Raw genomic sequence first — 17,726 nt, forward strand, 5'->3', positions numbered from 1 at the left:
GTCCCCGGTGTCCCACCCCCCGCGCCCGTCATCTTCCCCAGCTCCGCCCGCTTCGCGGCCGCCTCTTCCATCAAGGAAGAGGAGGTGATGATACCCACCGCCTCGATTACCGCCCTCCTCTTCCTTGATGGAAGAGGCGCGCCGGACGTCAGTCCGGGGCGGAGCTGGTGAAGATGACGGGCTCGGGTGGTGGGCCACCGGGGACGCGCACCTGCAGCAAAGCTGCAGTGTCCCCGCGGTTTGCCTTGTCCACCCCCCGGCGGCGCGGAGTTACAATGACGGCGATTTAGCTCTTTGACATCGTCGATTGATCTCCAGGAACGCGCCCGCTCCGGACCGGAATGCCGCCGACCGGCCGGCTCCGCCCTGGCGCAAGGCCGGTGCTTTAGTGGCAGACTGACAGAGTTTGCCATCAGCCCTGTCGCGGCGTCCGGGCCTTTGCAGGCAGGGCTTTAGCCCCTTGGTGACAGGTGACAGACTGGCAGAGTGTTTGCCGGATTGTAACCGGCGCCGCCGTTTCGCCACCCGCTTCGGATGGGGCGTGCAAAGTGGCTGCGACGGCGATCAAGCGCCGCGCCGCGGGGCTTGCCACAACTGCACCATTTCCCCCCAAATCCTTGACATTGAGGCCTTGCCACAGGCATGTCGCGGCAACTCCATTCACGCTCATTGCGGACCTTGAAAACCATGCACGCTTATCGCTCCCATACCTGTGGCCAGCTTCGCCCGAGTGAAGTCGGTCAGACGGCCCGGATTTCCGGCTGGATCCATCGCAAGCGCGATCATGGCGGCCTGCTTTTCATTGATCTGCGCGATCATTACGGCATCACCCAGTGTGTGCTGGAGCCGGAGAGCGAGCATTTCGAGCGGCTTGAGCGCCTGCGCGTTGAAAGCGTTGTCACCATTACCGGCGATGTCGTCGCCCGCGATGCCGAGGCGTTGAACGAGAATCTGCCGACCGGCGGGATTGAAGTGCGGGTTCGCGATCTGGCGGTGCAGTCGGAAGCGGAGGAGCTGCCGCTTCCCGTCTTCGGTGAGCCGGACTGGTCGGAAGAGGTTCGCCTCAAGCACCGCTATATCGATCTGCGCCGCGAGAGCCTGCACAAGCGTATCGTGCTGCGCTCCAAGATCATCGACTCGATCCGCCGCCGCATGGTCGATGAGGATTTCGTTGAATACCAGACGCCGATCCTGACGGCGTCCTCGCCGGAAGGCGCGCGCGATTTCCTCGTGCCCTCACGCCTGCATCCGGGCAAATTCTACGCTCTGCCGCAGGCACCGCAGCAATTCAAACAGCTGATCATGGTCTCCGGCTTCGACCGCTATTTCCAGATCGCGCCCTGCTTCCGCGATGAAGACGCCCGCGCCGACCGCGCGCCGGGCGAATTCTACCAGCTCGACATGGAAATGAGCTTCGCGACCCAGGAAGATGTGTTCAATGTGATCGAACCGGTGCTGAAGGGCCTGTTCGACGAATTCGCCGATGGCCGTGTCGTGCCGAATGTCGCCTTCGAGCGCGTCACCTATGCCGACTCGATGGCCTGGTATGGCTCTGACAAGCCGGACCTGCGCAACCCGATCAAGATGAGCGACGTCACCGAGACCTTCCGCGGGTCCGGTTTCAAGGTCTTCGCCGGCATGATCGAGAAGAATCCGAAAGTCGCCGTCTGGGCGATCCCGGCGCCAAGCGGCGGCAGCCGTGCCTTCTGTGACCGGATGAATTCCTGGGCCCAGAAAGACGGTCAGCCCGGCATGGGCTATATCTTCTGGCGCGAAACCGATGGTGTGCTCGAGGCTGCTGGTCCGGTCGCCAAGAATATCGGCGAGGAACGCACCGAAGCCTTGCGCGCCTCGCTCGACCTGAAGGCCGGCGATGCCGTCTTCTTCGCCGCCGGTGAGCCGAAGGCCTTTGCGAGCTTTGCAGGGCGTGCCCGCGATGTCGTGGGCAAGGAACTCGATCTTTGCGAGAAGAATGTCTTCAAATTCTGCTGGATCGTCGATTTCCCGATGTATGAGTGGGATGAAGACAACAAGAAAATCGATTTCTCGCACAACCCGTTCTCGATGCCGCAAATGTCCGCCGAGGACTTCCTGGCGATCGAGGAAGGCGATGATGAAACCCTGCTCGGTCTCAAGGCCTTCCAGTATGACATTGTGTGCAATGGTATCGAGCTCTCCTCCGGCGCGGTGCGTAACCACCGTCCTGATGTGATGCTGAAAGCCTTCGCCCATGCCGGTTATGACGCCGCGACCGTGGAAGAGGAATTCGGCGGCATGCTCAATGCCTTCCGCTATGGCGCCCCGCCACACGCCGGTATTGCACCGGGCGTCGACCGCATCGTGATGATCCTGGCGGGCGTCGATAACTTACGCGAAATCGTGATGTTCCCGAAAGACCAGCAGGCGCGCGATCTGATGATGAACGCCCCGGCGGAAGTCGAGATGAAGCAATTGCGCGAGCTGCATATTCGCAATGTGATCCCGGAAGCCAAGAAGGCCAGCTAGGCCGGCCTGCCGCGACCCAAATGACAAACGGCCGGAGAGCAATCTCCGGCCGTTTTTGTCTCTCCGGTCCCTGGACCTGGGCCTAGTGGTCCGGCTGCGGCGGCGGCGAGGGTGCCGGCGGCGCAGTATTGGGTGCAGGGGTCAGCCAGATCCGGTGTTCGCCATTGCCGTGACGCTCGAATATCAGCCTCTGCTGGCGTTGTGCCTCGTCCACATGCCGCTCGATCTCGGCCCTCTGGGCTTCGACCTGCGCCTCGATGCGAGCGTGAGCCCGGGCTTCGGCGCTCGCTTCGGCTCTGGCCTCGGTTCTGGCACGTTCGCTTTCCGCCCGTGCCGCTTGCTGCTCCAGCTGGGCCCGCCGGATGTCACGGGCGGCGCGCTCTATATCGCGCCGGGTTGCGGCCGCGACATCATGCCGGGCGTCCTCGTTAAAGCCCTCGCCGCGAATATGCGGGATTGCGCCATTGCCGGACAGGAGTTCAACAATGCGCCCGTCATCGGCCTCGAGGCGGATAGTGGTGCCAGTATCGCCGTCGCGGCTGACGCGCCAGCCAAACCGGAAACCGTCACCATTATTTGATCCAGGGCTGGAGCGCTGGCTGCAGACGGGCAATTCGAAACCGCCATCCAGCTGCGTCGCCTCATCGCCGCATGCATCGCGGATGGAGTCTTTCGACAGGCCGGTAACGTCAGTGATGACAGCGGCTGTGAAATTGACGCCGTGCAAGTTTGCACCGGTGAAGTTGACGCCATCGAGCACCGCATTTTCGAAGCTCGATCCGCGCAGGTCGGCATTGTGAAAACTGGTGTCGCTGCCCGTGGTTTCGGTGAAATTGGCGCCGCGCAGCGAGGCGCCGCGGAAATTGGTACCGCTGATGCGCGAGCGGAAGAAATTGGCCTGGCTGAGCACGGCATCGGCAAAGATCGCGTGTTCGAGCGAGCTGCCGATAAAGGTCGCGAATGCCATTTGCGTTTCGGAGAAATTCGCGTCCTCCAGCGAGGCAGAGGAAAAGTTGACGCGTTCGATATGGCTGCCGGTGAAGTCGGCATCGCTCATGTCAGCGCGCAGGAAGGTGACGCCGCTGAGCCGGGAATGGGTCAGGACGGTGTCGCTGAACTCGGTATCGGTAAAGCGGCTCTCGACAATCGTCGTGCCGCCCAGTTCCGAGTCCGCAAAGGTCGAGCCCTGAAAGTTTGCACCGATGAAAATCGCACCGGCGAGATTCTTGTCGGAAAAATCACAGGATTCGCACTCGCCGCCGATGGCGAGTCCGCGCCGTGGATGATCATCACCCAGGCCCCAGACGGGCTGGGTGCCGATCAGAAGGCTCAACAGGGCGAGGGCCGATATGGTGGCGGGTTTCCGCATGGGTTCAGGGATAAAGCACGATCCGGCAGATGACGACTTAAATCACAGTAATCCCACCGCCATCACCGCTCGAGGCCGGATCATCCGCTAGCGGCAGGGCCGCACGTGCAGCCCGGCCGGCAGCAGGGTCGAGGCATCGCCGCAGGCAGCATTGAGCTGGCTCTGGGTCAGGCCGGTTGCCGTGGTCATTTCAGCGCCGGAGATATTGACGCCGCTCAACTGGGCGCCGCTCAGATTGGCGCTCCCGAAATAGGCGCCAACCAGGGTGGCACCGGTGAGATCGGCATTGCGGAAACTGGCACTGGTGAAGCGGGCCCCGAACAGATTGGCGAGGGAAAGATTCGCATTGTCGAAATTGGCACGGTTCATCGTTGACAGGGCCAGATTGGCCTGCCGCAGACGCGATCCGGAAACATCAATGCCGGGTAAATCGCGATAGCCGAGTTCGGCCTGGAAAAGATTGCAACCCGGGCAGGATTGCCCCGCCTGGACGCGGGCAATTTGCGCCGCATCCTGGGCGTAGGCCGTGGCCGATGCCGACAGGACGATCGCAATGGCAGCCAGAATTCGTTTCATAATGAGGCGCTCCGAGCCAGAGACCGGGGCCGATGCAAGTGGCACGCCGGTCAGTCGGAGGTCCAGTTACAGGCATCGCATCGGTGCGAGTTCTCGTTGTGGACCACCGTGAAATGGCCGCAATCCGGGCAGGGGTCACCGGAATACAGACTGACATCGTGACGCTTCGAACCGCGCGATGCCGGTTCGGAGGCCTGGATCTCGATTTCGCCGACATCCGGCCCGCCTGCCTGGCCGCTGGCGACCTTGCGTGCGGCATTGGCGAACATCACGATATTGTCGGGCACCTGGCCGCGGCTGAAACCCCTGGAGATGAAGCGTGCGGCATCGGTCTGCGACAGCTTTTCCTCGGCGACACCCTTGCCGAGCCCGCCCTGGTCGGCATTGTCCGGCGAAAGCTCGGCCAGGTCCTCACGTCCGAGATAGGACACGCCCAACTCGCGAAAGAGATAGTCCAGGATCGAGGTCGCGTGCTGGATTGAATCATTGCCGGTGACATCGCCCGCCGGCTCGAAGCGGGTGAAGACGAAGGCGTCGACGAATTCCTCGAGCGGAACGCCATATTGCAGCCCGATCGAGATTGCGATGGCGAAATTATTCATCAGCGAGCGGAAGGCGGCGCCTTCCTTGTGCATGTCGATGAAGATCTCGCCCAGCTCTCCATCATCGAACTCGCCTGTATGGAGATAGACTTTATGCCCACCCACCGTGGCTTTCTGGATATAACCCTTGCGCCGGTCGGGGAGTTTGCGCCGCGCCGCCGGTTGTTCAACTACGCGCTCGATCGTGCGCTCCACGGTGCGTTCGACAATGCGCTCCCTGGCAGGTTCGGCGGTGTAATCGCCCTTGTCGAAATCGATCGCCGGGAGGAGGTCGAGCAGGCCTGAACGGGTCCGGCGGACGGTCAGTTGTCGCAGTCCCAGACCGGCGGCCTGGTCGATAATGGCGGCGACATCATCGATTGTGCTCTCGCCATCGAGTGCCAGTTGTGTGTCCACACCGCCATTGATCTGGCTTTCCAGCGCGGCACTCATGGCCAGCTGATCCTGCGCAGACGCCGGCGCAAAAGCGGCGCGCCATTCCGGCGGCAGATCGATGGCGTCGTTGAGCGTGCCACTGCCATGGGCATGGCGGTCAGCGGCGGCGATTTCAGATTCGGAAAAGCCCAGCGCCCGGGCCAGCGACCGGCCCTCGGCCGCGACGACATCGCTCGGCAGGCCGAGTTGTTCGCGGCAGGTCCGATCACCCAGGGTCCAGCGATTGAGGGCATGACGCACGGACGCGCCGTCGCCGATTGAGTCTTCAACCCGCTCGATCGCATCGTCCGGCAGGCCGCGTTCCAGCAGGGCTGCAACGGATATGCCCGGTGCGCCGCGCAGCGTGCCGTGGCCGGCCGCATGGTCTTCGGCGATCTCGATCTCGGTCGGGCTGGCGCCGAGCCGCTGCAATCCGGCGCGCAGGCAATCGCGCAAGCGATGGCCGCCGGAAATCCCGCTATCGGCGATGATCGCGGTTTCGACCGGGGCAACGCCCTGGCTGTCCGCGTCAAACAGGCCGGCGATCGCGGCTTCCGGGGCGGCACAGGTCAGGGTCAAACCCGGGCGGGCGAGCGCTGTGCGCGGGAGGAAACGGTTCGAGACCCGCTCCAGCTCGTCGGACAGGCTGGCGAAGCAAGCCGGTAGCGCACCGGCCTCCGGCTCGGGACCGAGCCCAGGCGCCTGGGCCCCAAGCTCGCTGCCGGTCTCACGCAAGCACAGACTTGCCAGGCGGCCGATCGCGGCCGTGATCGCACGGGCCTCGCAACTGCCATAGGCGATGCCACCAGCGCTCAGCAACGCCCCGATTCCGGTCAGATTGAGCGTTCCGGCGCTCTCCGCGGTACGGGCAACGCTCAGGGTCAGGGCCTGCGACCAGAGCCGCATCGCATCGGCCAGAAGGTCAGCACGAAAGCCGGCTTGTGGATCAAGGAAGGCGGGCAGATTGAAGTGCAGGACCGGCCCGCTGGTGGCTGGACAGGCCTGGAAAGCGAGCGACGGCGCGCCGAAGCTCCAGACTGTGCGGGCAAGATTGTCGCGCAATTCGCGGGCGCGGATGCGGCTGCGTCCCGCCTCATCATTGCCGCCGAATTGCCAGTCCTCATCGGCCTCGATCGCCCGGCCAAGGGCGGCGGGGAATTGCAGTATGCTCTCGGGCTGGTCTTCGTTGTGCGGCTGTAGTTGCGTCAGCGCATCTTCCGCGACACCTTGCCGGGCCAGGGCCAGGGCCCGCTCAACAGCTTCTTCCGCCACCCCGTCGCGCAAGGCAGCGCGCATGGCGCGGGCCAGCGCGGCATTGCGGCGCGGGTCGAACCGGTCATCGGTCTCGCCGGAACAGCGATGGCAAGCCTGGGCGATGGTATCAAGACGGTCGCGCGTCACGCGGGCGCCGACATCGAGCACACCGCCGCGCATGGAGGCTTCAGCGACGGCGCGCAATTGCTCCGGCGCTGCGGCGCTGCCGGCGTGGATAGTCGCGGATGGCCGCGCCGGCTTGGCCGTCGGAACTGCCAGCCCATAGGCCCAGTCAATGCCGCCATGCCGACATAGTTCCGCGTCGGGAACGACATAGCGGCCACGCAGGCTGGCGGCGAGCTCGGCATGAAAAACAGGTGCATCGTCTGGCGAGTCCAGGCCGCCATGGCGCGCGACCGACCAGGTCAGCGATCCCGCAATGCGGGCGATGACCGCGTCATAGCCGGTTTCCGTCGCCAGCTCGCTGCCGTCGGCAAGCTGCGGTGAGAGGCCGCCAAAGGCCTGGAGGCCCGGGCGCGGACGGGTCAATGCGGGGCGGGGCTGGTCGAGCAGATTGGCGAGCGCCTCGATGGCGGACGGGCTCCAGTCCTGCGGTACTGTAATCGGGCGGGCGGTGTCGGTGTGACTCTCGCTGTCAGGATCCCCATAGGCACCGGCCGCGCGCGAAAGAAAGGCGTGGCGGTCACCAGCGGCAGCAAGCGCATCGGCAAAGCGATGATTGAGTTTCATATTCCCACCCTCTGGTCCCCGAATCGCCCGGAGTTGGCGTCAGTCTACCCTGCGGGGCTGCGCGTCATAACCCCGCAGTGTTCGAGACTGGACCCGATGGCCATGCGAAGGCATATACGGGGGAATTCCTCGCCGCGACCGACTCGGAGCCGCACACCATGTTGGGTTTTATCTCCAAGATTTTCATCTGGTGGAATGATGCCACGCCGGGCACCTTGCTGACGCTGTCGCGCCGCGGTGCCAAAAAAGTTGGCGAAGACGATTACGGAAATCGCTATTTTGAAGAGAGTGGCGTTACCGGTCCGGACGGCAATAAGCGCCGCTGGGTGATCTATAAGGGTTATGCGGACGCTTCGCGCGTACCGTCCGACTGGCATGGCTGGCTGCACCACACCTTCGATCAGCCGCCGAGCGAAGCACCGCTGCCGCGCCAGGTCTGGGAAAAGGATCACCATCCCAACCTCACCGGTACCGTCTATGCCTATCGGCCGACCGGCAGTCTCGTCACGTCCGCGAAGCGCCAGGCGTCGACCGGCGATTATGAAGCCTGGTCGCCTGATTCAAACTGACGCGTTTACAGCCAGAACAGGAGCCGGTTCGCGGTTCAAAAGCTCAACGATCAGATATCAGTGCCGTTTCGGGTGGAATGTTTGACGAAACGGCTCCAATCGCCTGTCGGGAGAACGGCCTCGACAGCGCCTTAATCCCGGGGCAGTTTCCAGTCATGATGCGTTTTCTCACAGCCCTGACCCTCGCGGCCTGTCTGCCGCTCGGCCTGCAGGCGCAGGACAATGATACGGCCAGTCAACCCGATACCGGTGGCAGCCTGCGCGGCGATGATCCGGATCTGCGGTCGAATCAGGAATTGTCCAGCCGGCCGGGCTCGATCGTGGTTCTGCGCGGTCTCGACAAGGTGACGGCGCGGACACGCGATTTCGAAATCCCGATTGGCGAAAGCGCTGAATTCGGCGCCCTGACGATCACCGCGCAATATTGCCGCAAGCGTCCGCCGGAAGAGACCCCTGAGACCTATGCCTTCCTGCAGGTCATTGACCGGCGCACGGATGGATTCGGCGTCGATATCGCCGGTGAGATGGTCTATTCGGGCTGGATGTTTGCATCACGCCCGGCACAAAACCCGCTTGAACACGCGATCTATGATGTCTGGGTGCTCGACTGCAGGCCTTGAATCGCCTGCAAGGCTTGGGCGCCCCTGATCGGCGCCGGCAGGCCAAAGAAATCAGCTTTTAATTCCAGGGCAGGGGCGAGACGGGCCTTGTAGTCGGCGCGCGGGATCGAACGGGCGCCAAAGGTTTCCAGATGCCCGGTCGTGAACTGGGTGTCCAGCAGGGCGTAGCCACCAGAAATCAACCGGGCGAGCAGATGCACCAGCGCGACCTTGCTGGCATCGCGTTGCAGCGAAAACATGCTTTCACCAAAGAAGGCGCCGCCGAGCGAGACACCATAGAGCCCGCCAACCAGCTCGCCATCGCGGCGGCATTCGACGCTATGAGCATGGCCGTGGCGATGTAGTTCGACATAGAGGCCGAAAATCCCGTCATTGATCCAGGTTTCCTCGCGCCCCGGTGCGGACTGGCAACACCCGTTGAGGACGGCCTGGAAATCGCGATTGATGTCGACCTCGAACCCGTCTTGACGGACCGTGCGCTGCAGCCGGCGCGGTATGTGGAAATCGTCGAGCGGCAGGATGCCGCGCTCATCGGGGTCGAGCAGATAGATGCGCGGATCATCGCGGCCTTCCGCCATCGGGAAAACGCCGCGCGCATAGCATTCGAGAAGTTCTGTAGCCCCGAAGCCGCGCATCATGCCTCCGCCAGATCAGGCTTCCCGGCTGGCCAACCAGTCTTCCAGCCAGCGGATATGGTAATCACCATTCACGAATTCCGGCTCTTCGAGCAAATTCAGGAAGATCGGAATCGAGGTTTCGATACCCCCCACCACCATCTCCTCGAGTGAGCGGCGCAGACGCAGGAGCGCTTCAGCGCGGGTGCGGCCGTGCACGATCAGCTTGCCGATCAGGCTGTCATAATAGGGCGGCACGGAATAGCCGGTATAGAGCGCCGAATCGAGCCGGACACCAAGCCCGCCCGGGGCATGGAAGTCGGTGATCTTGCCCGGCGAGGGCGCGAAGGTGCGGGGGTTTTCCGCATTGATCCGGCATTCGATGGAATGGCCTTCAAACGTGATGTCTTCCTGGCGGATATCGAGATGGGCGCCATCGGCGACGCGGATCTGCTCGCGCACCAGATCAATGCCGGTGATCATTTCGGTCACCGGGTGTTCGACCTGAAGCCGGGTATTCATTTCGATGAAGTAGAATTCGCCGTTCTCGTAGAGAAATTCGATCGTGCCGACACCGCGATAGCCGATCACTTCGATCGCCTTGCGCACGGTCTCACCGATCGTGGCGCGCTCCTCGGCGGTGAGGGCCGGTGAGGGGGCTTCCTCGAGGATTTTCTGGTGGCGGCGCTGCAAGGAGCAATCGCGCTCGCCCAGATGCACGACATTGCCATGCATGTCGGCGAGGATCTGGATTTCGATATGCCGCGGCCGGCCGAGATATTTCTCGAGATAGACCGTGCCATCGCCAAAGGCCGCGGCCGCTTCCGCCGAGGCGGTCTCCATGGCTTCCTGCAGCTTTTCTTCGGTCTCGGCGACCTTCATCCCGCGACCGCCGCCGCCGGACGCCGCTTTTACCAGAACAGGAAAACCGATCCCGCGAGCAATTTCCTTGGCTTCCTTGATATTGGAGACGCCGCCTTCGGAGCCGGGCACAACCGGGATGCCGGCAGCCATCACGGCTTTCTTGGCGGTGATCTTGTCACCCATCATCCGGATATGCGCGGCCGTTGGTCCGATAAAGGTCAGGCCATGGGCCTCGACGATTTCGGCGAAACGGGCATTCTCCGACAGGAAGCCATACCCTGGGTGGATCGCCTGGGCGCCGGTGACTTCGGCGGCCGCGATGATCGAGGGGATGTTGAGATAACTTTTGGCGGCCGAAGCCGGGCCGACACAGACGCTCTCGTCGGCGAGGCGCACATGCATGGCATTGGCGTCGGCTTCCGAATGGATGGCGACGGTGCGGATGCCCATTTCACGGCACGCCCGGTGGATGCGAAGGGCGATTTCGCCGCGATTGGCGATCAGGATTTTGTCGAACATATTTGGCGCTCGCGGCAGGGGTGAGCGTTAGATCAGGATGAAGAGCGGCTCGCCGAATTCGACCGGCTGGCCTTCTTCGACGAGAATTTCCGAAATCTTGCCTGATTTTTCCGCAATGATCGGGTTGAAGGTTTTCATCGCCTCGATCAGCAGGATGGTGTCACCCTTTTTCACCGTTTCGCCGATCTTGACGAAATTCTCTGATTCCGGATTGGGTTTCAGATAGGCGGTGCCGACCATTGGCGAATTCACGACGCCGGGATGGGCGCTGAGATCGCCGGCGCCGCCGACAGGGCCTGGCGTCTCGACGGCATAGCCTGGCGTCGCGGCGGCCGGAGCCGGTGCGGCAACGGCCTGCACCACAGGTGCGGCCTGCAGCTGACGGGCGATGCGCAGGCGAAGATCGCCGCGCTCAACCTCGATTTCCGACAGATCGGTCTCGCGCAGGATATCGGCGAGCTCGCGCACGATTTCAGGGTCGATAGGCGAACGGCTTCGGGTCTCAGAACTCATGATTTGGGCCTTTTGGATCCGTCAGTGATGCAGGCAATGCAAGGCTGCGTCTATTCCCAGCAGATAACTTGCCAGACCAAGTCCGGTAATACTGCCCCTGGCAGCAGAGGCGACGAAGGAATGGTGCCGGAATGTCTCCCGGGCGGCGGTCTGGCTCAAGTGAACCTCAATAACCGGGGGTTCTATCGCGCGAACCGCGTCATGCAAAGCCACAGATGTATGTGTATAGGCACCCGGGTTGAAGATCACTGCGCTGGCTTCGAGATTGGCCTCATGCAGCCAGTCGATCAGGACGCCCTCATGATTGGATTGGCGGAACTCGACGGTCTGGCCCAGCTTGCCGGCATGCGCGGCGCAGGCTGCGGCGATATCGTCGAGCGTCATTGCGCCATAGATTTCCGGTTCCCGCGTGCCGAGGCGATTCAGGTTCGGTCCGTTGAGGATGTAGATCGGTTTCGTCATGGCCTTGCCTTACCGCCCGCATAAGTTCTACGACGTCAGCCAGCCTGGACACAAGCGGAGTGAGCGGAAGCCGTGTTGCAACTGACAGTCAATGGTGAAGCGCGAAACATGCCGGCGGGAAGCCGAATCACCGATCTCGTGCATGAACTCGGCCTGGACGGACGCAAGATCGCCGTCGAACGCAATCTCGAAATCGTGCCGCGCTCGCGCTATAGCCTCGACAGGCTGGCGCAGGACGATCGCATTGAAATTGTAGCCTTTGTTGGCGGTGGATAGATGGAAGACGGATCACACATGATGCAGCCAATGACCGACAATCCGCTCGTTGTTGCGGGCCGTACGCTGGGCTCGCGCCTGATCATCGGTACCGGCAAATATGCCAGCTATGAGCAAAATGCCCGCGCGCTGGAAGCCTCCGGTGCCGAGATGATCACCGTCGCCCTGCGGCGGGTGAATCTGTCGGATCCGTCCGAGCCGCGCCTGGTCGATTTCATCGATCCGGAACAGTATATTTTCCTGCCCAACACGGCGGGCTGTTTCACCGGCGAGGACGCGGTGCGCACGCTGCGGCTGGCCCGCGAGGCCGGCGGCTGGTCGCTGGTGAAGCTGGAAGTCCTGTCGGATCCCAAACATCTCTATCCCGACATGGCCGAAACCCTGCGTTCGGCGGAAATGCTGATCAAGGAGGGTTTTGATGTGATGGTCTACTGCTCCGACGATCCGGTCTATGCCAGACGCCTGGAAGAGGTTGGCTGCTGCGCCATCATGCCCCTGGGCGCCCCGATCGGCTCGGGGCTGGGCATACAAAACCCGGTCAATATCCGCCTGATCATCGAGCAATCATCGGTGCCGGTCATCGTCGATGCCGGTGTCGGCACGGCGTCGGATGCGACCGTGGCGATGGAGCTGGGCTGCGATGGCGTGCTGATGAACACCGCCATCGCGGAAGCGAAAGATCCGATCCTCATGGCTTCGGCCATGAAGCATGCGGTCATCGCCGGCCGGCAATCCTATCTTGCCGGCCGTATGCCGAAAAAGCGCTATGCGGATGCGTCCAGCCCGCTCTTCGGCCTGATCTGACGACCCTTCAGCCGCCCAGTGCGCGCTGCAATGCCTCTTCCAGGGCCAGCGAATTGGCGCCGGCAACGACGGTGCCGTCGACGATGAAGAAGGGCGTGCCGGAGACGTCCAGGGCCTGGCCCAGGGCGCGCACATCCAGGATGTGGGTCATGATCGCCTCATCCTCCATATCGACGCGCATGCGCGCAACATCGACGCCGGCCAGTGCTGCGAGCTGGTCAATCCGGTCCGCCGGCAGCGGCCCGCTGGCATTGATCATGGAGCGGTGGAAGAGCTCATAGATTTCCGGACCCTGATTGAGGGCGGCCAGAGCGGCACGTGAGGCTTCCAGGGAATCAGGGCCGAGGATCGGGTATTCCTTGAAAATGAACTGGACCCGGTCGCCATAGCGCTCATTGACATCGGTCACCCATTCATTGGCGACGCGGCAATAGGAACACTTGTAGTCCATGAATTCGACGATGGTGACGTCCGGCTCGTCGCCGCCGAAACGCGGATCACGCTCATCGCCGTAAATCGCTTCGAGATTACGCTCGATCGCCGAATACACAGTCTCCATTTCACGGGCCTGGGCGCGGCGCTGCAATTCGATCAGCGCCTCTTCGATGATTTCCGGATTCTCGAGAATATACGCGCGCACGATCTCGCGAACTTCATCGCGGGAGCGGTCATTCAGTTGAGCATCGGCCGGGGATTGCTGGCAGCCGAACAGGAAAGCGGCCGCGGTGATGATGGCGAACAGGCGAAGCATAATTCAGTTTCCTTGTTATCGTCCGCTCCCTCTAGCCGAGAGCGACCCGCGGCACGAGGGGCGAGATGTAATATCTGGCGGTCAGGCGATCACGAAAACGCCATCGACCTCGACAGCGGCGCCCAGAGGCAGAACCGGGCAGGATACTGCAGAACGCGCATGACGGCCCGCATCGCCAAACACCTCGACCATCAGGTCCGAACAGCCATTGATGACTTTGGGGATGTCGGTGAAGCCCGGCACGGCGGCGACGAAACCGCCCAGCTTGACGACGCGCTTGAGCCGCGCCAGATCGCCGCCACAAGCGGCCTTGAGCTGGGCGATCAGATTGATCCCGCACAGCCGTGCCGCGGCCTGACCGGCCTCGACATCCATATCCAGACCCAGCGTGCCCTTGATCAGACCGTCCGGACCAATCGAGACCTGACCGGAGACATAAACCTGATCGCCGGTGCGCACGAAGGGCACGTAATTGGCAACCGGGGCAACGGGGGCGGGCAGGGTGATGCCCAGTTCGGTCAGGCGGGTTTCGAAGGTCGACATGAGGGCTCCAATTTGTTGTTGCGCCAAGATTAGCGGCGTATCGGCGTCATGCAATCAGCTTGTCTTGACTTGACGTGCACGTCATCGGGCATGGTGCCGCCATGACAGAAATCATCCACGAATCAGAGATCCGGTTTGACGCGCGCGACGGCTATGAGCTGTCGGGGCTCATCATCGCGCCCGACGCCCCGAAAGCCGCCGTGCTGGTCTCGTCGGGGACCGGTTTTCCCAAGGAGCTCTACCGCCGCATGGCGCGTCAGGGCGCTGCGATGGGCTATGCCTGCCTGCTTTATGACTATCGCGGCATTGGCGGTTCGGCGCCGCAGCAGATGAAGGGCTTCAAGGCCGATATTGTCGACTGGGGCCGGCTCGATTTCGCCGCCGCCCTCGACCGGGCGCAGGCGCTGGCGCCGGCCGGGCCGCTCTACACACTCGGTCATTCGGTTGGCGGCCATCTCCCCGGCTTCGCCGATAACGGCCGCACGCCGGCCGCGCACGCCCTGGTCAGTTGCGGGACCGGTTATTGGGGCGCCCATGAACCCGGCTACAAACCGACCGCGCTCTTCTTCTGGCTCGTCTATGGACCGGCCTGCCTGGCGTTGACGGGGCATATCCCGGCTGGCGGCGGGTGGGGTGGAATGGCGCTGCCGCGGGGGGTGTTTGAACAATGGCGCCGCTGGGCCTTCAAACCGGGTTATTTCGGCGATGAGCTCGGCGAGCTTGGCCCGCATTGTTTTGACCGCATCACCGCGCCGATCCGGGACTGGACCTTCTCCGACGACACGCTGGCCAGCCGCCGGGCGGCGCAGGATTTGCTGGCGATTTATTCCGCTGCCGGGACGCAATTGCTGCGGCTGGAGCCCAGTGAGATCGGAGCGCCGGGGGTTGGCCATTTCGGCGCCTTCAAACAGCCGGCGCAGGGTTTCTGGCCCATGCCCTTCAGCTGGTTCGACCAGGTTTCACGCGGGGCTGAATCGGATCCGGGTCCGGTGTCTGTCGCTGACGCGGTTTCAGGGCCCGCCCCTTGACCACCGCATCGCCGCCAAACTTCGCCCGCGCCTTGTCCATGGCGCGCTCGGCGGTGGCGCGCCGGATCGCATTCGGGTCGAGCAGGTCACCGCTATCGCCGACCGCCTCCTGCAGGCTGGAAAAGCCGATTCCGATCAGGCGGAAGCGGGTGCCGTCCGCTTCTGGCGCGAGCAATTCGCGGCCGACCTTGAACAGCGTGTCGGCCAGCTGGCTCGGCTCGTTCAGGGTGCGGCGGCGGGTCCGGCTGCGAAAATCCGCCGTCTTCAGTTTCAACGTGACGACCGAGCCGGAAATTCCCTTGGCCTTCATCTGGTCGGCCACTTTCACGCATTGACGCCAGAGCTGGTCTTCCAGTGATGTGAGTTCGCTGTGATCGGCGTTGAAAGTTGTCTCCGAGGAGACGCTCTTGCGTTCGCTCTCCGGTTCGACCCGGCGGTGATCTTCGCCGCGCGCCAGGCGCGCCAGACGATAGCCGAAATCGCCATAGCGTTTGGCCATGTCCCGGTCGCTCTGGCGGCGGATATCATTGAGCGTGCGCAAGCCGTCGCGTTCCAGCCTGGCGGCAAAGGCCGGGCCGACGCCATAGATGGAGCGCACCGGCCGGGGCCCGAGAAAATCCATCGCCTCGGCCTCACCGATCACCGCGAAACCATCGGGCTTGTCGAGATCGGAGGCGGTCTTGGCGAGGAATTTATTGAAGGACAGCCCGACCGAGACCGTGATCCCGACCTCGCTCTGGATGCGGCGCTGCAGGCGGAGCAGGGTGAGGGCCGGCGCGGCGCCATGCAGGCGTGTCGTGCCGGTCAGGTCAAGAAAGGCCTCATCGATCGAAAGCGGCTCCACCAGCGGTGTGACATCGCGCATCATCTCGCGGATACGCCCGCCCTCCCGGGCATATTTGGCGTGGTCGCCGCCGATGACCACCGCGTCCGGACAGGCCTTGAGCGCCTTGAACATCGGCATGGCCGAATGCACCCCATACATCCGCGCGACATAGCAACAGGTCGAGACGACGCCGCGTTGGCGACCGCCAATAATGACGGGCTTGTCGGCCAGTTCGGGATTGTCACGCTTCTCGACGGCCGCGTAGAACGCATCGCAATCGATATGCGCAATCGACAGCGTGCCCAGTTCTGCATGAAACAAATGCCGGTGTGAGCCGCAGGCCGGGCAGGCATCGACCGGCTTGGCCAGTGATGTCAGGCAGACGCGGCAATAGCCCGATGAGGTCATGGAGCCTCAGCCGGCCATAGCCAGGCTGCCCCGCGCACGCCGGAGCTGTCGCCATGGCGGTGGGTGACGATTCGCGTGCGAATGGTGTCGGAGAACAGATAGCCCGGCAGCCCGGCCGCAGCCCGCTGCGCCAGGCCCGGGGCATTGGAGACGCCGCCGCCGAGCACGACCACATCGGCATCGATGATATTGAGGACGCTGGCAATGCCGCGGGCGAGCCGGTCGCCGTGCAGCGCGACGCTGTGCCGGGCGGCGGCATCACCCCCCGCGGCGGCTGCGAAGATCTCTGCCGCGCCCAAGGTCCCGCCATTGCGACTGGCGTGATCACGCGCCAGTCCCGGCCCCGACAGCCAGGTTTCATGGCAGCTCGATTGGCCACACCAGCAGGCCGTCGCCGGCTGATCTGATTGCTTTGGCCAGGGCAGGGGGTTGTGCCCCCATTCCCCGGCAATGCCTTGGGCGCCGCGCAGGAGTTTGCCTTCAATGGCTATGCCGCCGCCAACGCCCGTGCCGAGGATGATTCCGAAGACGATGGCGGCGCCTTGCCCGGCGCCATCGACAGCCTCGGACAGGGTGAAGCAGTCGGCGTCATTGGCGAGCCGGACCGGCCGGCCGAGCGCGGCCTCGATGTCTTGGGCGAAGGGCTGGCCATTGAGCCAGGTTGAATTGGCATTGCGCATCAAGCCGGCTTCGGGGCTGATCGAGCCGGGATGCCCGATCCCGACCGGGCAGGCGCCGCCGTGCTCGTCTTCGATCGCCTCCACCAGGCCCGAGATGGCTGCAAGACTGCCCGGATAGGTTTGCGGGGCCGGGATGCGGCGCCGGTCAATGATGGTGCCGGCCGGGTCCATTGCGATCGCCTCGATTTTCGTGCCGCCCAGATCGATGCCGATTCGAATCATGCTTTCGCCGCTTTCCGGTGCCGATATACTAACCCTGCCGATATTTGTTCTTATCTTGTTCCTTTTGGCGATGAAAGTGGCGGCTGACTCATTGTTGGTTAAGGAAGATCGGGTTTAGTGCGGATGGGGTTCAACAGGCGCATTAAAAGCGCTCAAACAACGGGAAGCGCGTCATCGACATGCTGCAGGTCATGCCCAAAAAGGTCCTGATTGTCGAAGACAACGAGCTGAACATGAAGCTGTTCAACGATCTGCTCGAGGCTCATGGCTATGAGACCTTGCAGACCAAGGACGGCTTCAAGGCCATGGAAATGGCCCGCGAACATTTGCCCGATCTCATCCTGATGGACATTCAATTGCCGGAGGTGTCCGGCCTTGAAGTCACCAAATGGCTGAAGGATGACGAGACCTTGCGCTCGATTCCGATTGTGGCAGTGACCGCGTTCGCGATGAAGGGGGATGAGGAGCGGATTCGCCAGGGAGGCTGCGAAGCCTATCTCTCGAAGCCGATTACGGTCACCACCTTTATCGAAACCGTCCGACATTTTCTCGACTAG

The 17,726-nt window shown here is 63.0% G+C and carries 18 protein-coding genes; 7 read left to right on the plus strand and 11 right to left on the minus strand.

Features of this window, described 5'->3' with window-relative positions; translation table 11 throughout:
• The first annotated feature begins 687 nt into the window (after positions 1-687).
• The gene (aspS, locus tag ACN0YJ_RS11650) at positions 688-2,505 is read left to right on the plus strand and encodes an aspartate--tRNA ligase (protein ID WP_417496314.1); all 1,818 of its coding nucleotides are present in this window, start codon (positions 688-690) and stop codon (positions 2,503-2,505) included.
• Between the two features lie 82 nt (positions 2,506-2,587).
• Here the strand turns inward: aspS and ACN0YJ_RS11655 are convergent, their stop codons facing one another.
• The 3 genes from ACN0YJ_RS11655 to ACN0YJ_RS11665 form a co-directional block, all read right to left on the minus strand.
• Complete coding sequence (locus ACN0YJ_RS11655) at positions 2,588-3,874, minus strand: pentapeptide repeat-containing protein (protein ID WP_417496297.1); 1,287 nt, start codon at positions 3,872-3,874, stop codon at positions 2,588-2,590.
• Between the two features lie 87 nt (positions 3,875-3,961).
• Positions 3,962-4,450 (minus strand): pentapeptide repeat-containing protein, encoded by a 489-nt coding sequence (locus tag ACN0YJ_RS11660; RefSeq protein WP_417496298.1) that lies wholly within the window; start codon positions 4,448-4,450, stop codon positions 3,962-3,964.
• A gap of 50 nt (positions 4,451-4,500) precedes the next feature.
• Complete coding sequence (locus ACN0YJ_RS11665) at positions 4,501-7,470, minus strand: hypothetical protein (protein ID WP_417496299.1); 2,970 nt, start codon at positions 7,468-7,470, stop codon at positions 4,501-4,503.
• A gap of 158 nt (positions 7,471-7,628) precedes the next feature.
• Here ACN0YJ_RS11665 and ACN0YJ_RS11670 point away from each other — a divergent pair, with 158 nt between their 5' ends.
• Together ACN0YJ_RS11670 and ACN0YJ_RS11675 are read left to right on the plus strand one after the other, a co-directional pair.
• Positions 7,629-8,039, plus strand: a complete 411-nt coding sequence (locus ACN0YJ_RS11670; RefSeq protein WP_417475808.1) for an NADH:ubiquinone oxidoreductase subunit NDUFA12 — start codon at positions 7,629-7,631, stop codon at positions 8,037-8,039.
• 155 nt (positions 8,040-8,194) lie between these two features.
• Positions 8,195-8,659 (plus strand): DUF2155 domain-containing protein, encoded by a 465-nt coding sequence (locus ACN0YJ_RS11675; RefSeq protein ID WP_417496300.1) that lies wholly within the window; start codon positions 8,195-8,197, stop codon positions 8,657-8,659.
• On the opposite strand, the gene aat is transcribed toward ACN0YJ_RS11675, so the two are convergent.
• Genes aat through aroQ form a run of 4 tightly spaced genes read right to left on the minus strand, consistent with a single transcriptional unit; the run spans position 8,626 to position 11,631 of the window.
• Entirely contained in the window at positions 8,626-9,294 is a 669-nt protein-coding gene (gene aat / locus ACN0YJ_RS11680; RefSeq protein WP_417476377.1) for a leucyl/phenylalanyl-tRNA--protein transferase, read from the minus strand. The genes ACN0YJ_RS11675 and aat overlap by 34 nt on opposite strands.
• A gap of 15 nt (positions 9,295-9,309) precedes the next feature.
• Positions 9,310-10,656: an acetyl-CoA carboxylase biotin carboxylase subunit gene (accC, locus tag ACN0YJ_RS11685; protein ID WP_417475811.1), complete on the minus strand. Its 1,347-nt coding sequence runs from the start codon at positions 10,654-10,656 to the stop codon at positions 9,310-9,312.
• Between the two features lie 27 nt (positions 10,657-10,683).
• Positions 10,684-11,169, minus strand: a complete 486-nt coding sequence (accB, locus tag ACN0YJ_RS11690; protein WP_417475812.1) for an acetyl-CoA carboxylase biotin carboxyl carrier protein — start codon at positions 11,167-11,169, stop codon at positions 10,684-10,686.
• A 21-nt stretch (positions 11,170-11,190) separates the two neighbouring features.
• Positions 11,191-11,631, minus strand: coding sequence for a type II 3-dehydroquinate dehydratase (aroQ, locus tag ACN0YJ_RS11695; RefSeq protein WP_417496301.1), 441 nt, complete (start codon positions 11,629-11,631; stop codon positions 11,191-11,193).
• Positions 11,632-11,706: 75 nt separating this feature from the next.
• Between aroQ and thiS the strand changes: the two genes are divergently transcribed.
• Both thiS and ACN0YJ_RS11705 read left to right on the plus strand, forming a co-directional pair.
• The gene (thiS, locus tag ACN0YJ_RS11700; RefSeq protein WP_417496315.1) at positions 11,707-11,907 is read left to right on the plus strand and encodes a sulfur carrier protein ThiS; all 201 of its coding nucleotides are present in this window, start codon (positions 11,707-11,709) and stop codon (positions 11,905-11,907) included.
• Between the two features lie 18 nt (positions 11,908-11,925).
• Complete coding sequence (locus ACN0YJ_RS11705; protein WP_417475815.1) at positions 11,926-12,711, plus strand: thiazole synthase; 786 nt, start codon at positions 11,926-11,928, stop codon at positions 12,709-12,711.
• Positions 12,712-12,718: 7 nt separating this feature from the next.
• Here the strand turns inward: ACN0YJ_RS11705 and ACN0YJ_RS11710 are convergent, their stop codons facing one another.
• Together ACN0YJ_RS11710 and ACN0YJ_RS11715 are read right to left on the minus strand one after the other, a co-directional pair.
• Entirely contained in the window at positions 12,719-13,462 is a 744-nt protein-coding gene (locus tag ACN0YJ_RS11710; protein WP_417475817.1) for a DsbA family protein, read from the minus strand.
• Positions 13,463-13,543: 81 nt separating this feature from the next.
• On the minus strand, positions 13,544-14,005 hold the full coding sequence (locus ACN0YJ_RS11715) for a RidA family protein (RefSeq protein WP_417475819.1): 462 nt from the start codon (positions 14,003-14,005) through the stop codon (positions 13,544-13,546).
• 101 nt (positions 14,006-14,106) lie between these two features.
• On the opposite strand from ACN0YJ_RS11715, the gene ACN0YJ_RS11720 reads away from it, so the two are divergent.
• Positions 14,107-15,033: a serine aminopeptidase domain-containing protein gene (locus ACN0YJ_RS11720; RefSeq protein ID WP_417496302.1), complete on the plus strand. Its 927-nt coding sequence runs from the start codon at positions 14,107-14,109 to the stop codon at positions 15,031-15,033.
• Here ACN0YJ_RS11720 and ACN0YJ_RS11725 read toward each other — a convergent pair.
• Both ACN0YJ_RS11725 and ACN0YJ_RS11730 read right to left on the minus strand, forming a co-directional pair.
• Positions 14,945-16,267, minus strand: a complete 1,323-nt coding sequence (locus ACN0YJ_RS11725) for a DNA polymerase IV (RefSeq protein ID WP_417488915.1) — start codon at positions 16,265-16,267, stop codon at positions 14,945-14,947. The genes ACN0YJ_RS11720 and ACN0YJ_RS11725 overlap by 89 nt on opposite strands.
• Positions 16,264-17,169 (minus strand): ROK family protein, encoded by a 906-nt coding sequence (locus tag ACN0YJ_RS11730; protein WP_417488916.1) that lies wholly within the window; start codon positions 17,167-17,169, stop codon positions 16,264-16,266. Before ACN0YJ_RS11730 ends, ACN0YJ_RS11725 begins: the two co-directional genes overlap by 4 nt.
• Positions 17,170-17,360: 191 nt before the next feature.
• On the opposite strand from ACN0YJ_RS11730, the gene ACN0YJ_RS11735 reads away from it, so the two are divergent.
• The gene (locus tag ACN0YJ_RS11735) at positions 17,361-17,726 is read left to right on the plus strand and encodes a response regulator (protein ID WP_417475827.1); all 366 of its coding nucleotides are present in this window, start codon (positions 17,361-17,363) and stop codon (positions 17,724-17,726) included.

Origin of the sequence: Maricaulis sp. (assembly GCF_048270095.1) — a bacterium.
Lineage (GTDB): Bacteria > Pseudomonadota > Alphaproteobacteria > Caulobacterales > Maricaulaceae > Maricaulis.